The organism is Ruminococcus sp. (assembly GCF_016283395.1).
On record NZ_JAEEMU010000034.1, the window covers coordinates 116,749 to 137,550 of the forward strand.

Sequence of the window (20,802 nt, forward strand, 5' to 3'; positions counted from 1 at the left end):
TTTCAGATTAATTAGTTCGTTCATCAAATCCTCGTCTCAGATAACTATATCTCAGTTGGAGCGATTATATATGATTTCACACCGCCATGTCCGCCGAATATCTGCCATTTCCCTATACCGAGACGTTGAAACAGTGCTGTTCTCTCGGCAGTGCAAAGCTCCTTGTCGGTATCTACTGACGTCATAAGTATTGGTGCATATCGGTTGTACTGTGCCTGCTGAGCGGTCGTTTCTTTCATATTTACGAAAATATCACCTGTAAAAGCGAGATGGTGATCGTAGTCAATAAGAACAGATTCTCCGGCAAGATGTCCGCCTTTACCCTCAAACAGCTCAAAATGCAGTTCTCCGAAATCAATGAAACCGGTCTGTTCTATAAGCTGACTTATTTCTTTTTCATCTCCTACAACGCTCAGTTTTTCAGCTGACACAGCAGTATATGAAGTAAGGACTTTGCAAATTCGTACATATGGCTTGTGCAGTGGATTCATCTCACGGAATCCGTCCTCGTTGTTACTTTCAAGCCGGAGACACTCCGCTGTTTTAGCGCTTGCATACACAGTATCGAAAATCGGCAGCAGTCCGCAGTGGTCAACGTCCGCATGAGTTATAAAACATTTCTTTTCAATTCTGTCAAGTTCAGGGATAATGTTTCTGAAAACCGACAGCATTTCCTCTTTATAACAAGCGTAGCCCGTGTCAATGAACAGGTATTCGTCACAGCTTTTTATAATTGCCGTATTGCTGCCGCACGGAGGCTCGATAAGGGTTATTACTGTATTATCAGTAATATTATGATGAGTTATCCTTGGTGAGAAATTCCTGCTCCTTGAAGTTGCAAGTAACTCTGCAAAATGGCTTATGCTGTCAAAAGTACGGTAAGGAGATACACCCGTATCGTCCAGTATCTGCATAGCCAGATTTGTATTGACTATGAGTTCGTTTTTTGCTTCGGAGGATATTTCCATCGCAGCCGAGAGTTCATTAACGAATGTACTGTAAAAGAAGCTGTTGTCAAATATCTTCTCAGCATGATTATATTCGATAACTCTGACACTGCAAAGCTTTTTCGCTTCTTCTATGAAATCATTAATTTTATCTGAATTATCAACTATAAGTCCCATTTTGAAAAGCTGATATTCTGTACCGTTTTCCTGTGAGCTTATGTATGAAATATTGAAACTATGTGCGCTTATAAGCTCAAGTATCGAAGTAACACTTCCGGGTTCATCCTTAAGCCGAAATTCAAGAAGCATAACACTGCGATTATCCTCGTCACACTGGAGATACCCAATATCTGTCAACTCTTTGGAAGCTTTTGCAAGCTGCTGAGGAGTTCCCTCTGCATCGATAAACAGCATATGGGAATCCACAGCTTTGTTATAGCTTACTCTCGTGATATTTATACCGAGTGAGGCAAAACATTTGCTTGCCTTTAGAAATGCCCCTATATGATTCGGCATTTTCGTTACGAAAGTCTTGTTCATTATTTCTTATACTTTGCGTTATCCATTTCACGGATAGCAGCACGGCGGATTTTTCCGCTTCCGACAGTCTTGGGCAGCTCCGGAACGAACTCAACAACTCTCGGATATTTGTAAGGCGCTGTACGCTCCTTGACGTAATCCTTGATCTCTCTAACCAACTCTTCTGATCCTGTCTTATCCTTTGTGAGAACAATGGTCGCTTTTACTACCTGACCTCTTATCTCGTCCGGAACACCAGTAACAGCACATTCAAGAACATATGGCAGCTCCATGAGCACACTCTCGATCTCGAACGGTCCGATACGGTAGCCTGATGACTTGATAACATCATCAACACGGCCCACATACCAGAAATAGCCGTCTTCGTCTACCCATGCGGTATCGCCTGTGTGGTAGTAACCGTCACGCCATGTCTCGGCTGTGTTTTCCTCATCGCCGTAGTAGCAGAGTGCAAGTCCGGGAACACCGTATCCTGTGGCATTTTCGTCCTTGAGTTTAACACAGATCTCACCTGTCTCACCTACGCCTGCGGATGTGCCGTCGGGAAGGAGTACCTGTACGTCATACTGCGGATTTGGCTTGCCCATACTGCCGGGCTTGGGCTCCATGCCGACAACATTTGCAATAGTAAGTGTTGTCTCGGTCTGACCGAAGCCCTCCATGAGCTTGATGCCTGTTGCCTTGTAGAACTGGTGGAATACCTCAGGGTTGAGTGCCTCACCGGCGATGCAGGCATATTTAAGTGAAGAGAGATCGTACTTGGAAAGGTCTTCCTTGATGAAGAAACGGTACATAGTCGGAGGTGCGCAAAATGATGTTACATTGTACTTCTTGAACATGGGAAGTATATCATCTGCGTGGAAACGCTCGAAGTCATATACGAATACAGCAGATTCGTTCATCCACTGACCGTAAAGCTTGCCCCAGAGAGCCTTGCCCCAGCCGGTATCAGAGATAGTGAAGTGGAGACCGTTCGGGTCAGCATTCTGCCAGTAGCGTGCAGTTACATAGTGACCGAGCGGATACTGGTAGCTGTGGAGAACGAGTTTCGGATTTCCTGATGTACCTGAGCTGAAGAAAATGAGCATCGGGTCAGTACCACAGGGAGTCTCGGCAGTGCGCTCAAAATGAGTGCTGTATGCTGAAAGCTCCTCATTGAAATCGTGCCATCCTTCTCGCTGTCCGTTTACGATGATCTTTGTCTTGAGTGAAGGAGAAACAGCACAAGCCTTATCAACTTCATCTGCAACCTCGCCATCAGAAGTACATACGATAGCAGATACTTCAGCCGAATTGAATCTGTATTCAAGGTCGTGTTCCTTGAGCATATTTGATGCAGGGATTACAAGCGCACCAATACGGTGGAGAGCGATGATCGAGAACCAGAACTGATAGTGGCGTTTAAGGATAAGCATAACTCTGTCACCTTTTTTTATGCCCAGTGACTTGAAGTAGTTGGCAGTCTGACAGGAATACTTCTTGATGTCTTTGAAAGTGAACTTTCTCTCATTATGATCAACGTCAACATAGATCATAGCAGTTTTGTCAGGACATTTTTCAGCCATTACATCAATGATATCATATGCAAAGTTGAACTTATCCTCATTTATGAATTGAACGCCGCTGAGAATTCCGTTCTCATCAGTCTCGCATTTGACAAACTTTTCTGAAACCGGATTAAGAAGACCTGCTTTATCGACATTTGTAAGATGATGTTCAGCAATATGCTCACGGAATTCAGTCATTCCTGTTGTACCGCGCGGAGCCATTACGAATGCGTATATCTCACAGTCTTCGCCGCCGAGAGCGACTTCATCATGCGGCATGGAACTGTCATAATAAATACAGTCTCCCTCATGGAGTATCTCTGTATGTGAACCAACTGTCATACGTACAGTACCCTTTAAAACGATATCCATTTCCTGTCCAGCGTGGCTTGCCATATGCAGAGGCTGTGAAAGAGCTTCTTCTGAATATGGGATAACAACATGAAATGGTTCAACGATCTTGTTTTTGAATTTTGATGCAAGGCGGTTGTAGGCAAAGCCCTTTCTGCGAACGATAGGCAAACCCTCGCCCTTACGGGTAACTGTATAGCCGCTGAGTTCAGGACTGCTTCCTTCCATGAGGTCGGTGATATCAACGTTAAAGGTATTAGCACATTTGTAGATGAACGTGAAACTAAAATCCTGTTCACCTGATTCGTATTTTTTGTAGTCTTCAACGGAGTATCCTGTATTTACAGCCATTTCTTCGACTGAAATACCAAGATCTTCACGCAGATTTGAAATACGCTCTGCGACCTCTCTGATTCTTACTTCTGCATTCTGCAATTCCGTCATTTTACTCATAATAATCTCTCCTTTTAAAAATTGATACTGGAAAATGAAACGGTCGCAGAAAAATACTGCCGCTGTCTTTACCGCGAAAAACAAAAAACTCGTCTCAAAGATAAATACTTTGAGACGAGTATCATAATCTGATTACCCGCGGTACCACTCAAATTGTGCCGCTATTGCGTAACACCACTTCAGACTCCAGCAAGTCCTATTCATTAACGCAGAATCACGGGAACGCTTACTGAAATCCTTTCAGCATTCCGGCTCAGAAGGGATACATAGCATTGCTTGACACCGACTCACACCGACCGTCGGCTCTCTGCAGACATTGGCAATCCTCTGCTTGTCTTCCTCATAGCTTATGTTCAGGATTATATCATACAAAAATCCATTTGTCAATACCTTTTTCGAAAAAATATTTTTTAATTATTGCGAGATTTTGTTTAATCAATGCACAAAAAGCTGCCGCTACGGAGTTGAATTTGTGCTCTGAACTATATTCTATGACTGAAATTTGATATTTTTGTAAGTTGTTTTAGGCTTTTTGATAAAGCTTGGTTATATTATTGAAAAATAATCCTGTTTATGGTATAATACACTTATTTCCAATAGCTATTTTCTTTTATATTCTGGAGGTATAATATGTATTTTGATGAAATGAAAATCGGAATGAGCGTTGACGTAGCCCCTGCTGTTATAGACAAAGGTAAAATGATTGCGTTTGCAAAAGAGTATGATAATTTACCGCTGCATACAGATGAGGAATATGCAAAGACAACTCACTTCGGTAAACTTATTGCTCCCGGGGTTATGTCATTCATGACAGTATGGGCAAAGTACCTTGAAGTGGATTTTTTCGGTAGCGAACTGCTTGCGGGTAAATCAACAAAAATTGAATGGCACAAGCCGGTTTTCGCAGAAGATGTGCTGACAGGAAAAGCAACTATAACAAACCTCGTTAAGCGTAATGATAAAAATGGAATCGTAGCCGTATCCTTTGACGTTTATAATCAAAATGGTGAGCTTGTATTGACTGATGTGACAGAAGCAATTGTAAAATGCAGATTACAGTAAATGAGATGAATTGATTTATCTCAAAAATGTATGAATATTATTCCAAGTTAAGGAGCAACTTTCCAGCTTTTGTTTTATTCTATTATAACTGCTGACAACGCAGGACTTTTGTCGTATCAAATCCTCAGCGTAATACAGCCTTTTATGAATCTCATTTTGATTGCCACACTATCCACAGTACAGGCTGTAATCAACGAAGGAAAGTAATTCCAAAATACACTCAGATTGGCTATTTTACGCTGAATATGGACGATGCTAAAGAATACCTTTACGCGAAGTCCACAAAGCGTAGGATACTAAGCTGGCGTGATATTCACGTTAATGTGTTTATCTGAATAAAACAACAGAGTCCTCACAGTTTTGGCTGTGAGGATTTTTTTGTGATGGTTAAGCATAAAAGTAAGCCCTGCCCCAAACGGGGCAAGGCTCTTATCATATTAACTCTAAAAGCTGATCGATATTCTTCTTTCCAAACATAGGTTTTCCGTCATTGATGATCATGCAAGGCACGCTCATAACATTATATGTTTCTCTCCACGCTGGAAAATGATTGAGATCATATACCTCTGTACTCACATTCGGGTTCAATGCAGCAATGCGCTGTGCGCTCATGACAAGCTCTGGGCACATCGTGCAGGACAGCGACACCAGAATGCGAATATCCGTTTGCTTGTTGATGCTCTGTGCCTTTGCTTTCAGCACATCATCAAGTGGCTGACCAGGACCTGCCGCATTGTATAATCCAAGCATAAAAGAAGTAAACTCATGACCGCCTGGGACTCCATGAAATGCCAAGCCCAAATAGTTTCCGTTTGAGTCACATATCTGAACCATTGGTCTGTCATCAACCGGTTCTTGATTCTCCTGTATAATGAGTTTGTCCGTCAGCTTTGCCATTTCGTACATATAAGTCTTCAATTCAACAGACAATGCCGAATCATCTAGATACAGCTTCAACAAGAGCTGTCTTTCCATTCTTGCAAAGACAGTCTGCATTTGCTGAATCATATCTGATGAAAACAACGTACTGTCTGTATTCGTATCTACTTTCGATTGTGAAGATACGCTTTTTGCCGCTTCAGGCTTTTGCGGAATGTGACCGGTTTTACGCTGCATGGATTGTGCGTACTTTTCAAGTTCCGTTGCAGCCAATGCCGCATCGCCAACAGCAGTAACGACCTGACGTAACGGCTTTACACATACATCACCGGCAGCATACAAACCGGGGATATTTGTTTTCTGTGACCTGTCGGTAATAATATACCCTTGTGAATCAAGCTCTGCAATGTCCTTGACAAGTGCCGTAGAGGGTTCGTATCCTGCAAAGACAAAGATACCGAAGGTATCATTCGTATCCGCCGTATAGGTCGTGATCTCGTCGGTTTTGTTGTTTCTATACGTGATAGTTTTTAATGAATCCTCTCCAGTCACTTCAAGCACTTCGGTATTGTAGAGGATGGTAATATCCTTGTGTTCCTTTGTCTCACGAGCAACTGCCTCGGCACAGGTAAAATCATCTCCACGGACAAGAACAGTCACATGACTTGCATATTTTGTGAGGAATACACTTTCTTCCGCAGCAGCATAGCCGCCACCAATTACGAATACCGGCTTCCCAGTGAAAAACTCACCATCGCAAGTCGCACAATACGCAAAACCGTGTCCTCTAAATTCTGCCTCACCCTTAAAGCCAATCATTCGTGGATGCGCTCCCGTTGCCAGCAGGATGCCAAAGCATTTCAGATTTCCCTTTGAGGTTTTTACCGTCTTAATATCGTCAGTCACATCCAGTGAACTTACCTCTGTAAGCAGGAATTCTGCTCCGAATCGTTCAGCCTGTTTGCGCATTGCGTTAGTAAGGGTATTGCCGTCGGTGTGCAAGATACCAGGATAGTTGACCACCTCGGACGTGATTGTAATCTGACCGCCGAATTTTTCTTTTTCAACGACCAAAACCCTGTACCTTGCTCGTGCAAGATATAAGGCTGCTGTCAGACCGGCAGGTCCGCCACCGATGATTACAACATCATAAAGCTTTTTTTCATCTATATCCAGCATTACAGCATCCCCACAAGGTCAAGGCTGGGCTTGAGCGTTTCCGCACCGGGCTGCCACTTGGCTGGGCAAACCTCATCGCCGTGTTCATGAACGAACTGTAAAGCCTGTACCTTTCTAAAAAGCTCCTCTGCATTTCTTCCGACATTTCCGGCATTGACCTCATATGCCACGATCTTGCCTTCTGGATTTACCACGAAGGTGCCGCGTTCAGCCATTCCGTCTGCTTCAATCAGAACGTCGAAATCTCTGCAAAGTGCATGAGTCGGGTCTGCAAGCATCGGGTATTCAAGCTTTTTAATGCGTTCGGAGGAATCGTGCCAAGCCTTGTGAACAAAATGAGTATCCGCAGATACGGAATAGATTTCACAACTGATTTTCGTGAATTCTGCATACTTGTTCTGCAAATCTTCTAACTCTGTCGGGCAAACGAAGGTGAAATCTGCTGGATAGAAGAAGAAAACACTCCACTTACCTATGATATCACCCTTGCTGACTTTCCTGAATTCTCCGTTCTGATATGCCTGAACAGAAAAATCGCTTACTTCCTTGTTGATCAATGACATTTAACATCACTCCTTGAAAAATAAAGTGCAGCATATACTTGATGTAACTAAAGCATCATGTGTTTGTATACACTAACATGAGTATAGCACATAACTGAAAATATTTCAAGAGGTTTTGGGTATTTTTAGTGGCTGCTTTTTAGTGAATTTTGTGAAACTTTCATTTTACGAATTAGGTCTGTACCGATATAATGTAAATACATAAAGCATAACCGCCCATGAAGGGCGGTAATCATATTAGAAAATTTCTTAATTCTTTTTCATATATTCTTCCATTGACATCGGAGTTTCTTTTGTAGTCGATACATATGCGTAGTACGAAAGAATATTGGAAGCATCTACTGCATTAATTAATCCATCATGATTTACATCTGCCGCAAGCTTCTGTTCCTCATCATATCCACCATCCTGATTTGTTGAGATCATAGCATAATATGCAAGAACTGATGAAGCGTCAACAGCATTGATCTGTTTATCATTATTCACATCTCCAAGTGTGTAGGTTATAGGTTTTACTGGAGTTGTTGTCGTTGTTGTGGACTGAGCTGTATTTGTCATTGTTGATGTCGCAGTTGTTGTAGAGCCAATTACAGTTGTCGTGAACGTGTTCGTAGTCGTTGAGTTTGTATTATTTGATGTTGAGGTAGTTGTTGTAGTCGTAGCAGTCGTTTCCTTGGTTGTTGTGGTAGTTGAGGCTGTAGTTGTAGTGCTTGTCGAAGTAAGTGATGTTGTAGTAGTTGTTGAAGTTGCAGAACCTGATACTGATGTTGTTGATACAGCAACGGGAATATCTATGCTCAGTTCTCCGTCATTATTTACTGAAATGGTACCATTTGCTTTTATATAAGGCAGATATCGTTTCAGCGTTGAAGCGCTTACGTACTTGCCGAGTCCGTTCGTAAGCAAACCTGATACTTCGGCATAAACACTTACATCAGCACTTGTTATGGCTCCGGTAATATTTACCGGATTTCCGTTTGGTACGTAAATACCGCCCTTTTCACCTTTAATACAGATATTGCCGCTCAGATTTACCGTACCTTTTGTCATGCACTTAAGACCATAATCTTTATCACTTAATATCTTTCCACCTGATATATTCACTATACAGTCTGAAGGAGAGCCACTGACTGCTGCTCCAATGTCTGAGTGCATCTCTCCGTCAGTTATGTTGAGAGTACCAGCAAATGTATCAGCAAGCCATACTGAATAAACGTTGGTTTTTCCGTTTTCAGCAGAGGAAGCTTTCAGTCTTCCACCCATAATGTTTATGATGCCATCTTTAGTTCTTAAAGAAAGAGCATGACTGTAGTATCCGATAATCTCTCCACCGTAATAATCAAAACTTCCGTCATTGATCCTTACTGTTGCACAGACTGTTTTCTTATCATATCCATAAAAGTTACCGCCATAAATGGTCAGTTTATTGTATGATGTTATAAGGTTGCTATCCGCTGTGCAAATGATCGTACCTTTTTTCTGCTGATCACTGTCCCTGATTATAACATTGCTTGTGCTGTTGCATATTATCTCAGGTATCTTTACTGTATGGCCGTTCAGGTCAAGATCAAGCATTCCGCTTATGGTTATATAGCTTTTAACGTCTACATCGCATTCAAGCTTATAAACACCTGCAACAGGCAGAATGTCAGTTCTTTTTCAAGCTCTTTCTTCACTTTCAATGAAATCCAGCCCGTTCTTCTTTGCGAAAGTCTCCGCAGCTGAATCCTTGAATCCGTAAATAGTGTCTATTTTGCTGCCTCTGAGAGCATTTCCGTTTATCATGGTAACTCCCGAAGGGATAAATAGCGAAGTAAACGTTGTACCCGAAAATGCATCATTCTGTATCGCAGTTACTGAATCAGGAATATCAACTTCCTTAAACATTACACACTCTTTGAAAGCATTGCTGTAAATTGATGTTACAGACTGAGGAAGAACAACAGATTCCAGTTTCTTACACACCATAAACAAACTGTTTGTATCCAGTGTTACTACTGATTCTGGAATGACTACTGACTTAACAGCTGTACCGCTGAAAGCATACTGACCGATACTTGTTACCGAATCAGGGATGATGATGCTTGTAAGTGAAGTACAATTTTCAAATACATATTCGCCTATACCGGTCAATGATTCTGGCAATTCTATTGACTGAATGTCATGGCACGATGAAAAAGCATAATTACCTATATGAGTTATTCCTTCCTCGATAATGACTTTTTTAATCGGAACACTATTGGCAAAAGGTGTCTTTCCATCCACATAATCGGATATAGCACCATTTCCGCTGATAGTCAGATTCCCTGCATCGTCAAAGGAATACGTTGCACTATCGCCACAAGTTCCTGTGTTCAATGATGTATCTTCTGCTTCAGCCGCTAAAGTTCCTGTTTTTTCATAAGTATTATAGTTAGAAATAGAGCAAGTAATAACAAGCGCACTAAGCATGGTTGAGAATATTCTTTTTGCAATCATAATAAGCCTCCTCCTGTAAGAAAAGCTTTGTTTGTCATTATTTGTGCCTATAGTCACTTCTGGTCGTTGCCTTCAATACAGCCGGTGTCGTGACTCCTTAATTGTATCATAATTAACTATATTAGTCAAGCTAGAAAGGAAACAGCCCGTGAAGGGCTGTCATCATATTAGGGGAATTTCTTAATTCTTTTTCATATATTCTTCCATTGACATAGGGGTTTCTTTTGTAGTCGATACATACGCATAGTACGCAAGAATACTCGATGCGTCAACGGCATTGATATCTCCGTCGTGGTTTACATCTGCTGCAAGAATTTGCTCTTCATTATATCCGCCTTCTTGATCGGTCGATACACGGGCATAATATGCCAGCACCATGGAAGCATCTACTGCGTTCACATTCCCGTCAAAGTTCACATCTCCCATGTCAGAATCAACGGGTACAAAGATGCGATCGTACTTATTGGCGTAAGCCTCGGCAGTAGAGTCTCTGTATCCCTTGATAATACCTGTATAGGCATAACCAGCACCGTTGGTAAAGGTAGAATTCATGTCGCTTATATCACATTCGGGATTAAGTATGCAGACCTTTTCAAGAGAATTGCAGCTCTGAAAAGCACTCGTTTCTATTTTCTCTACCGATTCGGGTATTGTCACTGATTTCAGTGATCTGAATCCCTCAAAAACACGGCTTTCTATTATCTTCACTGAATCAGGGATAACGACCTCTGTTACTGACCAATATCCCCAACCCTGAAAACATCTCCGACCTATACATTCAACTCCGTCAGGTATGACAATTTTTTCCGTATCGATTCTTGCAGCAAGAAGAACACCGTTTATTACCACAAAAGGCGACTTCTCAAGCTGCTCTTCCTCCCATTTGGTGCCTGAGAAAGCCCCGCCTTCTATCTTTGTGGCTGTTGAGGAGATCGTTATTTCCGCATTACTGCAGGACTTAAAAGCTTCATGTTCGACTACCGTCACAGAAGCGGGTATTACGATAGAAGTGAGAGCGCTGCATTCAGAAAACGCAACAAAGCCAATGGTTTTCAGAGTATCGGGAAGGGTAACGGAAACAAGGTTCTTACAAGTATTAAAATTCTGATCTCCGACTCTTGTTATCCCATTGCTTATAACTACCTTTTTTATAAGATCTCTTTCTTTTACCCACGGAGTATTTTTGACAGGACCTACATCGCCCATATCTCCCTTGCCTGTGACTACCAGGGTACCGTCACTGTCCAGTTCCCATCTGATATTCTCACCATAGTTGCCGCTGTCAACTATGGTTGCAGCTTCAGCCGAAAGAGTTAAAGGTACTCCCAGCGAAAGCGCTGTCGTTCCCAACGATATTACAGCACACATCAACGCTGCTATTATTCTTTTACAATTCATAGTATACCTCCTGTCTATTCAACATCCAAGAACTTTTCTATGACAGTCATTATCTCCTCAAGGCGCTTACCGCCGATACCTTTGATTTTACTGAGTTCTGCCTCAAGAGCCGGGAGATCAATGGTTTTGCCCTGTTCTCCGAGAAGCTCGTCTCCATACTGAAGAATGAACTTTGTAAGCTCCTCTCGGTTCATCTTCTTGATCTTTCGGTAAGTATCCCTGTCGATAATCTCTTGATTTGCCATATGTAACTCCTTTATCATTTCTCTTTTCATCAATTATAGCATATCATCGATACAATGTAAATATGTAAAACAGATCCGCCTCGAAGGGCGGTTCGCATAGCTATAACAACGATTTTGAATGCTCCACGGTCTTCGAGATCACAAACCTAATCTACCAACTGAGAAGACAGAAACAGGCGGCATAAAGCCGCCTATAATTTCCATGTACTAATTCATGTTGATTATCGGCAGATCTATAGAGCCGTCATCGTTTACCTTTGCACTGTTATTGCTTGTTGTTATGACGTCTTCCGTTGTAAATTCCACTATCTCCACTTCGGGAGTAGTATATGTTTCTTTCACTGTATTCGTTTCCTCTGTTTTAGTTTCGGTCGTCTGTGTGCTTGCAGTCATGGTTGTCAATACAGCTGTAGTCTCGGTCGCTGTCTCGGTGACTTCCGTGACCGCCGATGTGACCGCAGGGACTTCCGCAGGGGCTGACGATGTATCTTTACCGCTGTGACAGCCAGTAAGCATTAATGCTGCAAGGAAAAAGGGTATCAGTTTTTTCATAAATGCTCCTTGTATAGCAACAGGCAGCCGCTTGGACTGCCTGTTGTTTATTTTGTTACTTAGGCTCTATTTCATTAGGATCACTTGTAGTGATTACGTCCTCGTTATCGAATTTAACGATCTCCACCTCGGGGGTGATGTACTTTTCCATGTGTGGTTACTCCTTTCGTATATTGGGTTTGTCCTGCCGAACCGTAAAGCACTGGTCGGCAGGAACTAAAAATGCTTTTAATTGACTAATAAGGCAATTATTCATACCATATAGTTACACCGTGTATATCAAATCCAGCCGTTGAGGTGCTTCCAATGGTTAATATATACTTAGCAGTCCTTCGGGGTAATAGTATTAAAATTGGAAATATAGTAGAAATTGGTACGGATTTTATCGGCAATTTTGGAATAGATTTCATTGACAATTAATGCTATTATCTTTTATAATATAAATAAATTTAGTATATTGAACTAAATTTATTTATATTAAAGGAGGAATGTATTAAATGCTAAAACGAGTCATTGCAGGAGCACTGAGTGCCGTGATATGCACTTCAGCGATCCTGTCAAGCGGCAACAGTTGCGTTACAAGTATCGATCCGGACAGCAAAAATAATGAATCGATCGACCGTGTAAGTAATCTAGATTTTGAGTCGTCCAACTCATTGGGGAACTTTATCACCCATGCGGCGGAACAAGATCAGACTGTAAAACAGCTATCAAATTCAGGTGTCGGTGAAGGGGAGTACATGGTCACAGGTCTGGATTACGATCCGGCTACAGGAAAGATGGCTGTGACTTCCACGCAACCTTTCGACAGTAAGTTCATCATTTCCTTTGTTGATGAGGAAAGCGGTGAGCTGTTTATTTCAGTTGAAGGAATTGCTGAAGCAGGACGTTTAAAGCGTACAGAAGCTTCAGTTGACACTTCCAGGCTCGGAGAGTTCTTCTTGATCAAAGTTCAGCTCTTTGACGGACTTAATTATCCTGTAGGTTCTGCTTTTGTGATAAAGAAGTTCACAAAAGAAGTTGCAGATATCATTTCCAAAACTACTGATGATTTTGAACAGGACAGGATAGTAAATTTTGACGATGACGAGTCAAACAACTTTGTCGTTCTCAGTGATGATACTGTTATTGCTGAAAGCAGTGAAGGAAAGAACGAACTCGTTGCTTCCGACTTTGATAATAACGTTTTCGTTTTCGACAATGCAGACGATACTGTCAAAAATCTCAAAAAAGGCAAATTCTTCTATATTCAGCCAAGTCCTGAATCTATCATTTCTATCGCTGTTGAAGACGTAAAAGTTGATGGTGATAAAGTAACTGTATCAGGTAATGAAAATATAGATGATATGCTCGCATTCGTTAAGTTTGAATCACATTCCGACCCGAGAGACGCTGTTCTTGATATGGAAACAGCTGATGAGGGTATCGTTCGTACAGATACAGACTTTGAAGAGACTGGTGTCATGACGTTCGATATGGCACAATATCTTCTTTCATATTCCGGTTCAACCAGTGAATCGCTCTCTCTGAGCGGCAGTGTTCCACTTGGAACCTCCGGCATCAGTTTAGGTGCAGAGGTCGGCGTTTCGTTTACTCAGTCTTTTGAATTCTACAAAGACTGGGGGTATACATACGCTTATTACGAATTGAAAAATGAATACTCATTCTCCGTCACTCTTGGTGTAGATAATGGAGATAATAGTGTTCTTAAAAATCTGGGCTCAAAAGACTGTGAACCAAGGATAGGCAGTGTAGTTATCCCTACAGGCATCCCGGGTGCAACAGTAAAGATATCTCTTGATTTCGTACTTGAGCTCGAAGGAGCACTTAGTGTAACATTCTCAGGAACTTCAACATATGGATTCCAGTATGATACGGATGAAGGTATGGAAAGGATCGACAAGTCTGAGCAGAATTCAAAGGGTGTTACTGTAAAACTTGAAGGTGAAGCATTTGTCGGACTTAAGCTTTCGGCTTCACTTGATGCATTGGATCTTGGATTCATACAGCTTCTTGAATTCTCACTCTATGGCAAAATAGGTCTTGATATAAAAGGTTCACTTGAAGTTTCCTATGCAAATAATGGACAATCAAGATCATTCTCAAACACAGCCTTTGTGTGCTTTGATACGACGGGTGATACGAAACACGCCTGTGATACTTGTCTAAAGGGTGATGTAAGCTTTGTTGTATCGGTGGGCGTTGAGTTCAAGTGTTTAAAGATAGTAGATATAGATTTCGAAATCGCTTCATTCAGCATTAAGCTTTTTGACTGGTATCTTAGTCTTGATAACCTTGGACTTTTAGCAGGTGCAGCAGGTCTTCCAGCTTCATGGGTATTTGCAGCAGGTCTTGCAAGCTTCGGAATAGGCAGCTGCCCCAATGTTGCATATAAGACAACTTTCAATGTAACAGCTACAAATTCTGAGAGTAATACATTCACTCCGAATGTGGAAATAATCGTTGATGACGCGGTATCAACAGGTGTTGTTTCAGGTAGTAATGCTGTTGTATACTGTAAGAGCGGCAGCCACACAGCTGATATTTACATCAACGGTGAGAAAGTTAAACGTACTACATTCCATATCAACGGAAAGACAAAGACGCTGAATTACAGCTTTGACCTTTCCGAGGATAATAATTACTCTCCGAGCGGAGAAAACGGCTATGACGGTCCACCTATCGTAACTACGACTGCTACAACAAATAATGTAAAGCGTAATATTACAACTGCAAAAGCTCCTGATCCTAATCATTACTGTGTCGAGTCAGGTTCACTCGGAGAGCATATCATGTATATGCTCTATCCAACAGGATATCTGTATATTTATGGTCATGGAGAGATGTATGATTTCGATTATTCACCGTTCAAGAAGCCTTCTATGATCAAGAATGTTATAATCGAAAATACAGGAAACGAAAAAGACGGTAAGATAATCACAAGCATTGGAAATAATGTATTTGTGGACTGCAGTAATATGATATCTATCAATTTACCGCAGACTATCAAGCACATAGGTAAGAGCGCTTTCAGAAGCTGTTCTTCACTTTCAATAATAACATATGATGAATACGATTATGAGAATAAAAAAATCATAAAGGTTGAGATCCCTGAAGGAAAGCTCATAATGCCTAAAGCTATTACTGATGTTGAAGAAAGCGCTTTCAATGGCTGTGCTTCGTTCACTGACATCGTTATCCCTAAAACAATTACAGAGCTTGCTCCTTATGTGTTCTCAGGATGTGCAGGTATAGAGGCTATCAAAGTTCCTGATAATATTATCAAGATAAATGATTGTGTATTCAGTAACTGTACTTCGCTCAAAACAGCTGTTATCAATGACAGCGTTGAGAGTATAGGTCACCACATCTTTAGTGGATGCGCATCTATAGAGGATATCACTATGCCTTATGCAGGTAATTCATTGGAAGAAGTTAATGCAGAAGACAGTACAGATCAGTTTGCAGACTTTTTCAATGAAGGTAATGAGGATGATTTTATAAAGATCATCAATATATCAGGCTGGAGCAGATGGATCCCTAAATCGCTTAACACTATTACGATCACTGGCGGTGAAAGGATACCAAATTATGCTTTCTGTAATATAAGAAGCGTTAAGAAGATCAATGTTCCGAAGACTGTAAAAACATTCGGTAATTATTCATTTGCTGATTGCTATTCTCTTGAAGAAGCTTGTATTCCTGAGGGAGTTGTAAGCATAGGCAATTACGCATTCAACAATTGTAACAATAAAGCATTCAAGGCCATATATTTCCCGTCAACTCTTATTTCTGTCGGAAGTTATGCTTTTTCAGGATGTATTTATGTTACAGGCATTACAGTTCCGAAAACTGTTAAAACACTCGGTGATTATGTATTCAATAATTGTTCTTCGATCAAAACTGCTGTTGTAAACGGTGGTGCAGACGGTATTGGTGCACATATTTTCAGCGAATGCAGATCCCTTGCTGAACTTACACTTCCTTTTGCAGGCTTTAGTGCAGCTACAGCGGATGATTCTGCTAATACGAGCTATGTTGTAGATTACTTCAATAATGGTAATGATAGTGATTATTATAAGATAATAAATGCATCAGGCTGGAGTAGGTGGATTCCTAAGGCACTCAAGAAGATAACCATTACAAGCGGTAAAAGAATTTCAGATTATGCATTCTATCGCTTCAAAGGTGTTGAATCCATCATCATTCCTAAGGGAATAACAGAGATAGGCGTTTATGCATTTTCAGAATGTTCGTCTCTTAAAGACGCTTATATGCCCGAGGGCGTAAAGAGCATAGGAGATTATTCATTCAGCTACTGCAGCAGTACAGCATTCAAGAAGATAAATTTCCCGTCTACTATTACTACTATAGGAAGTCACGCTTTCGTGGGATGTAACGGACTTATAAGCATCGTTGTTCCCGAAACTGTAACTACTATCGGTGATTATGCTTTCAGTAACTGTAATTTGCTTGAAAAGGCTGAGATCAGGGGCGGTAAAGACAGTATAGGTGCATTCATGTTTAACGAATGCCGATCAATTAAAGATATCACACTTCCTTTTGCAGGTTTCTCACTTGCAGGTGTAAACGCAGAAAACAGTACCCAGTATGTTGTTGACTACTTTAACGGTGGTAACGAAGATGATTATTATAAGATAATAAACGCATCAGGCTGGAGCAGATGGATCCCTAAGTCTCTCAAGAAGATAACAATTCTCGGCGGTGACAGGATACCTCATTATGCATTCCACCTTTTCAGAGGTGTCGAGTCGATCGTTATTCCTGGAACAATTCCTGAAATAGGCAATCATGCATATGAGAATTGCAACTCACTGACTACTGCTTATATACCTGAAGGTGTAGTATCTATCGGTGAGTATGCGTTCAGTAATTGCAGCAGTGCGGATTTAAAGAAAATAGAGTTCCCATCTACACTGACAATTATCGGAAACTACAGTTTCTCTGGATGCAGCGGACTTACAGACCTTTATATCCCTGAAACACTTAAAACTATCGGAACAGGCAGTTTCTCAGGCTGTACAGGACTGACAAATGTATCAGTTCCGGAGACAGTGGTTTCTATGGGGGATTATGTATTCAGTAATTGTTCAAATCTGAAATCAGCTGAAATCCTTGGCGCAGATACTACAATAGGCGCATTTACGTTCAGTGAATGTAATTCACTTGTAGAAATGACACTTCCTTTTGCAGGTTTCTCACTTAAAGGTGTAAATGAAGAAAACAGCACTCAGTATGTTGTAGATTATTTCAATAATGGTAATGATTCTGATTATTATAAAATAATCAATCCGTCAGGCTGGAGCAGATGGATCCCTAAGTCTCTCAAGAAGATAACAATTCTCGGCGGTGACAGGATACCTAATTATGCATTTCAGCACTTAAGCAGTGTTGAGTCTGTAATTATTCCGGGAACTGTAAAGGAAATAGGCAATCATTCATATGAAAACTGTACATCAATGACCAGCATTTATATTCCTGAGGGAGTTCTATCTGTTGGTGAGTATGCTTTCAATAATTGCAGTAATGCGTCTATAACTGATATCAAATTCCCGAAAACTCTTGAAGTGCTCGGAAACTATGCTTTCACAGGCTGTACAAGTCTCAAAAAAGTATCAGTTCCAAAGACTGTTACAACGATCTGTGATTACGTATTCAACAACTGCTCAAAAATTGAGACAGCTGAGATACTCGGCGCAGATACAATCATAGGTTCACATATATTCAGTGAATGTAAGTCACTTAAAGAAATGACTATACCGTTTGCAGGCTTCTCCCTTGAGAAGGTAAATGCAGATGGCAGCATTCAGTATGTTGTAGATTACTTCAACAATGGTAACGATACTGATTATTATAAGATAATAAACGCATCAGGCTGGAGCAGATGGATACCTAAAGCTCTTAAGAAGATAACTGTACTTGGCGGAAATAAGATACCTGCTTATGCATTTTATCGTTTCAGAGACGTTACAGATATCGTAATTCCTGATGATATCACTTATATCGGAGATCATGCTTTTGCTGAATGTGCATCACTGAAGAGCGCACCGATGCCGGCTTCACTTAATACCATAGGCACATATGCATTTGAAAACTGCAGCAGTACAGCTTTCAAGGGCGTTGATTTCCCTGAATCACTGATATCCATAGGCGGCTATGCATTTTCAAATTGTAACGAACTGACCAGCATCAAGGTACCAAAAACTGTTCAGAATATCGGTGATTATGTATTCAACAGCTGTGATAAGCTTGCAAAGGCTGAGATATATGGCGGTGATAACGGTATCGGCAGTCACATTTTCAGTGAATGCTGTTCACTTGAAACACTTACACTTCCTTTTGCTGGATTCAGTCTCGATGCTGTCAACAAAGACGGCAGTACTCAGTATGTTGTAGATTACTTCAATAATGGTTACGATACTGATTATTATAAGATAATAAATGCATCAGGCTGGAGCAGATGGATTCCTAAATCATTAAAAACTATCAATATCGTAGGCGGAAAGCGCATCCCTAATTATGCATTCTATCGTTTCAGCGGTGTTGAGACTATAAATGTTCCTGATGAGATCGTTTCTTTCGGAGTTCATTCATTTGAAGAGTGTGCATCATTGAAAAGTGCACCTATGCCTGAATCACTTGTAAATATTTGCGATGCGGCATTCAGGAACTGCAGCTCTGCTGATTTTACAGAAATTGAATTCGCTGAAAATGTTGAATCGATAGGCGCTTATGCGTTTGCAAACTGCAATAGTCTTGTAAGCGTAACAATTCCCGAAACAGTAATAAATGTTGGCGAAAGAGCATTTGAGAGCTGCAGTTCACTAAAAACAGCTGAGCTTCGTGGAAGTACGAAAAATATAGGTTCATATGTATTCAATAACTGTAAGTCTATCGAAAGCCTTGTTCTTCCGTTCATAGGTTCGTCGCTTACTATAGCCAATACGGACGGAAGTGTTTATCAGTTATCAGACTTATTCCTTGACGGAAACGATGAAGATTTCTATAAGATAATCAATGCATCTGGCTGGAGCAGATGGATACCAAAATCACTTACAAATGTTACTGTAGACGGCGGTAAAAAGATACCTAAGTATGCATTCTACAGAATGGCCGGCATAGAAGATGTTTACCTTCCTAAGACAATTACAACAATTGCGGATGATTCATTTGACGGCTGCACAGGCATACAGAATGTATTCTATCCAAGCACAAGAGCAGACTGGGAGAAAAATGTTACTATCGGAGTAAATAATGAAGCAATCGACGGTAAGGTAAGATTCCTTGGTGAGGACTATTTTACAACCACTACAACTTCCGGTACGACCGTAACAACGACTACCACAACATCATCAACTTCAACAACTTCTAAGACAACTACAACAAGTAAGACTACAACAAGTAAGACTACAACATCATCTACATCAACAACATCAAAGGCTACTTCGACTACAAGTAAGACTACAACATCATCTACATCAACAACATCAAAGGCTACTTCGACTACAAGTAAGACTACAACATCATCTACATCAACAACATCAAAGGCTACTTCGACTACAAGTAAGACTACTACATCCACAACTCCAACAACATCAAAGGCTACTTCGACTACAAGTAAGACTACTACATCCACAACTCCAACAACATCAAAGACTACTTCGACTACAAGTAAGACTACTACATCCACAACTCCAACAACATCAAAGGCTACTTCGACTACAAGTAAGACTACTACATTCACAACTTTTACAACATCAAAGGCTACTTCGACTACAAGTAAGACTACTACATCCACAACTCCAACAACATCAAAGGCTACTTCGACTACAAGTAAGACTACTACATTCACAACTCCAACAACATCAAAGACTACATCTACAACCTCAACAATATCCACTACTACAAGCACCACAACTACTACATCAACTGCTACAACTTCTGAAACTTCAGAGATTACAACAAACTCTACATCAACAACATCTGAAACAACAGAAACTACCACAACAACTTCCACATCAACAACCGCTGAAAATTCAGAAACAACTACAACATCATCCACCACTTTATCTACAACAACATCTTCTGAAACAACAAGCACAACCATAACTACCACACCCGAAGATAAAGGACCTAAGGTCGAATTTGGTGACGCTTCAGGCGATGGAAAGGTCGATGCAGTAGATGCAAGCATAATTCTTATGATATACGCTAAGAATTCAACTTCTAATTCGATTACTTTAACGATCAATCAGAAAGAGGCATTTGACGTAAACGAAGACGGTAAGATAGACTCACTTGACGCTTCTTATATTCTTTGCTTCTATGCATTTATTTCTGTATCAAAGGATGAACCTATCACGTTGAAAATCTTCATGCTCGATAAGAAATAATGTCACCACGTTACAGTAAAAATGGCATTCCTTTATGAATAATGTCATTAAGCTAAAGAAAAGAAAAATAGTCACAGGAATCAATTGCCCCGCCCCCCTGTCAAGTAGACAGCGTAAAAAACAAAAATATTCTATTTTGTAACCAAAAGCAGTCTGTGCAATTTGTGCAGGCTGCTTTGTTGTTAGCGGTAATT

The 20,802-nt window shown here is 40.8% G+C and carries 11 protein-coding genes and 1 other annotated feature; of the genes, 2 read left to right on the plus strand and 9 right to left on the minus strand.

The window, feature by feature from the left end; all coding sequences use genetic code 11:
• Positions 1 to 44 precede the first annotated feature (44 nt).
• Complete coding sequence (locus QZZ41_RS03800) at positions 45 to 1,361, minus strand: Zn-dependent hydrolase (protein ID WP_295068382.1); 1,317 nt, start codon at positions 1,359 to 1,361, stop codon at positions 45 to 47.
• A 125-nt stretch (positions 1,362 to 1,486) separates the two neighbouring features.
• The gene (locus tag QZZ41_RS03805; RefSeq protein WP_367267441.1) at positions 1,487 to 3,829 is read right to left on the minus strand and encodes an AMP-binding protein; all 2,343 of its coding nucleotides are present in this window, start codon (positions 3,827 to 3,829) and stop codon (positions 1,487 to 1,489) included.
• A gap of 116 nt (positions 3,830 to 3,945) precedes the next feature.
• Positions 3,946 to 4,191: a binding site (T-box leader), on the minus strand.
• A 277-nt stretch (positions 4,192 to 4,468) separates the two neighbouring features.
• Between QZZ41_RS03805 and QZZ41_RS03815 the strand changes: the two genes are divergently transcribed.
• Positions 4,469 to 4,900, plus strand: coding sequence for a MaoC family dehydratase N-terminal domain-containing protein (locus QZZ41_RS03815; RefSeq protein ID WP_295068384.1), 432 nt, complete (start codon positions 4,469 to 4,471; stop codon positions 4,898 to 4,900).
• Positions 4,901 to 5,332: 432 nt separating this feature from the next.
• Here the strand turns inward: QZZ41_RS03815 and QZZ41_RS03820 are convergent, their stop codons facing one another.
• The 7 genes from QZZ41_RS03820 to QZZ41_RS03850 form a co-directional block, all read right to left on the minus strand.
• The gene (locus QZZ41_RS03820; protein ID WP_295068387.1) at positions 5,333 to 6,958 is read right to left on the minus strand and encodes an FAD-dependent oxidoreductase; all 1,626 of its coding nucleotides are present in this window, start codon (positions 6,956 to 6,958) and stop codon (positions 5,333 to 5,335) included.
• A complete protein-coding gene (ahpC, locus tag QZZ41_RS03825) occupies positions 6,958 to 7,521 on the minus strand; it encodes an alkyl hydroperoxide reductase subunit C (protein WP_295068389.1) in 564 nt (187 codons plus the stop codon). The genes QZZ41_RS03820 and ahpC overlap by 1 nt, the downstream gene beginning before the upstream one ends.
• A gap of 249 nt (positions 7,522 to 7,770) precedes the next feature.
• Positions 7,771 to 9,096, minus strand: coding sequence for a dockerin type I domain-containing protein (locus QZZ41_RS03830; RefSeq protein ID WP_295068392.1), 1,326 nt, complete (start codon positions 9,094 to 9,096; stop codon positions 7,771 to 7,773).
• Positions 9,097 to 9,180: 84 nt separating this feature from the next.
• Positions 9,181 to 9,999 carry a leucine-rich repeat domain-containing protein gene (locus tag QZZ41_RS03835; protein ID WP_295068395.1) on the minus strand — a complete coding sequence of 273 codons (819 nt, stop codon included), beginning with the start codon at positions 9,997 to 9,999 and terminating at the stop codon, positions 9,181 to 9,183.
• A gap of 180 nt (positions 10,000 to 10,179) precedes the next feature.
• A complete protein-coding gene (locus tag QZZ41_RS03840; RefSeq protein WP_295068398.1) occupies positions 10,180 to 11,397 on the minus strand; it encodes a leucine-rich repeat protein in 1,218 nt (405 codons plus the stop codon).
• Positions 11,398 to 11,411: 14 nt separating this feature from the next.
• Positions 11,412 to 11,642 (minus strand): hypothetical protein, encoded by a 231-nt coding sequence (locus QZZ41_RS03845; RefSeq protein ID WP_295068400.1) that lies wholly within the window; start codon positions 11,640 to 11,642, stop codon positions 11,412 to 11,414.
• A 207-nt stretch (positions 11,643 to 11,849) separates the two neighbouring features.
• Complete coding sequence (locus QZZ41_RS03850) at positions 11,850 to 12,194, minus strand: hypothetical protein (RefSeq protein WP_295068403.1); 345 nt, start codon at positions 12,192 to 12,194, stop codon at positions 11,850 to 11,852.
• 497 nt (positions 12,195 to 12,691) lie between these two features.
• Between QZZ41_RS03850 and QZZ41_RS03855 the strand changes: the two genes are divergently transcribed.
• Complete coding sequence (locus QZZ41_RS03855) at positions 12,692 to 20,608, plus strand: leucine-rich repeat protein (RefSeq protein WP_295068406.1); 7,917 nt, start codon at positions 12,692 to 12,694, stop codon at positions 20,606 to 20,608.
• The last annotated feature ends 194 nt before the right edge of the window (positions 20,609 to 20,802 follow it).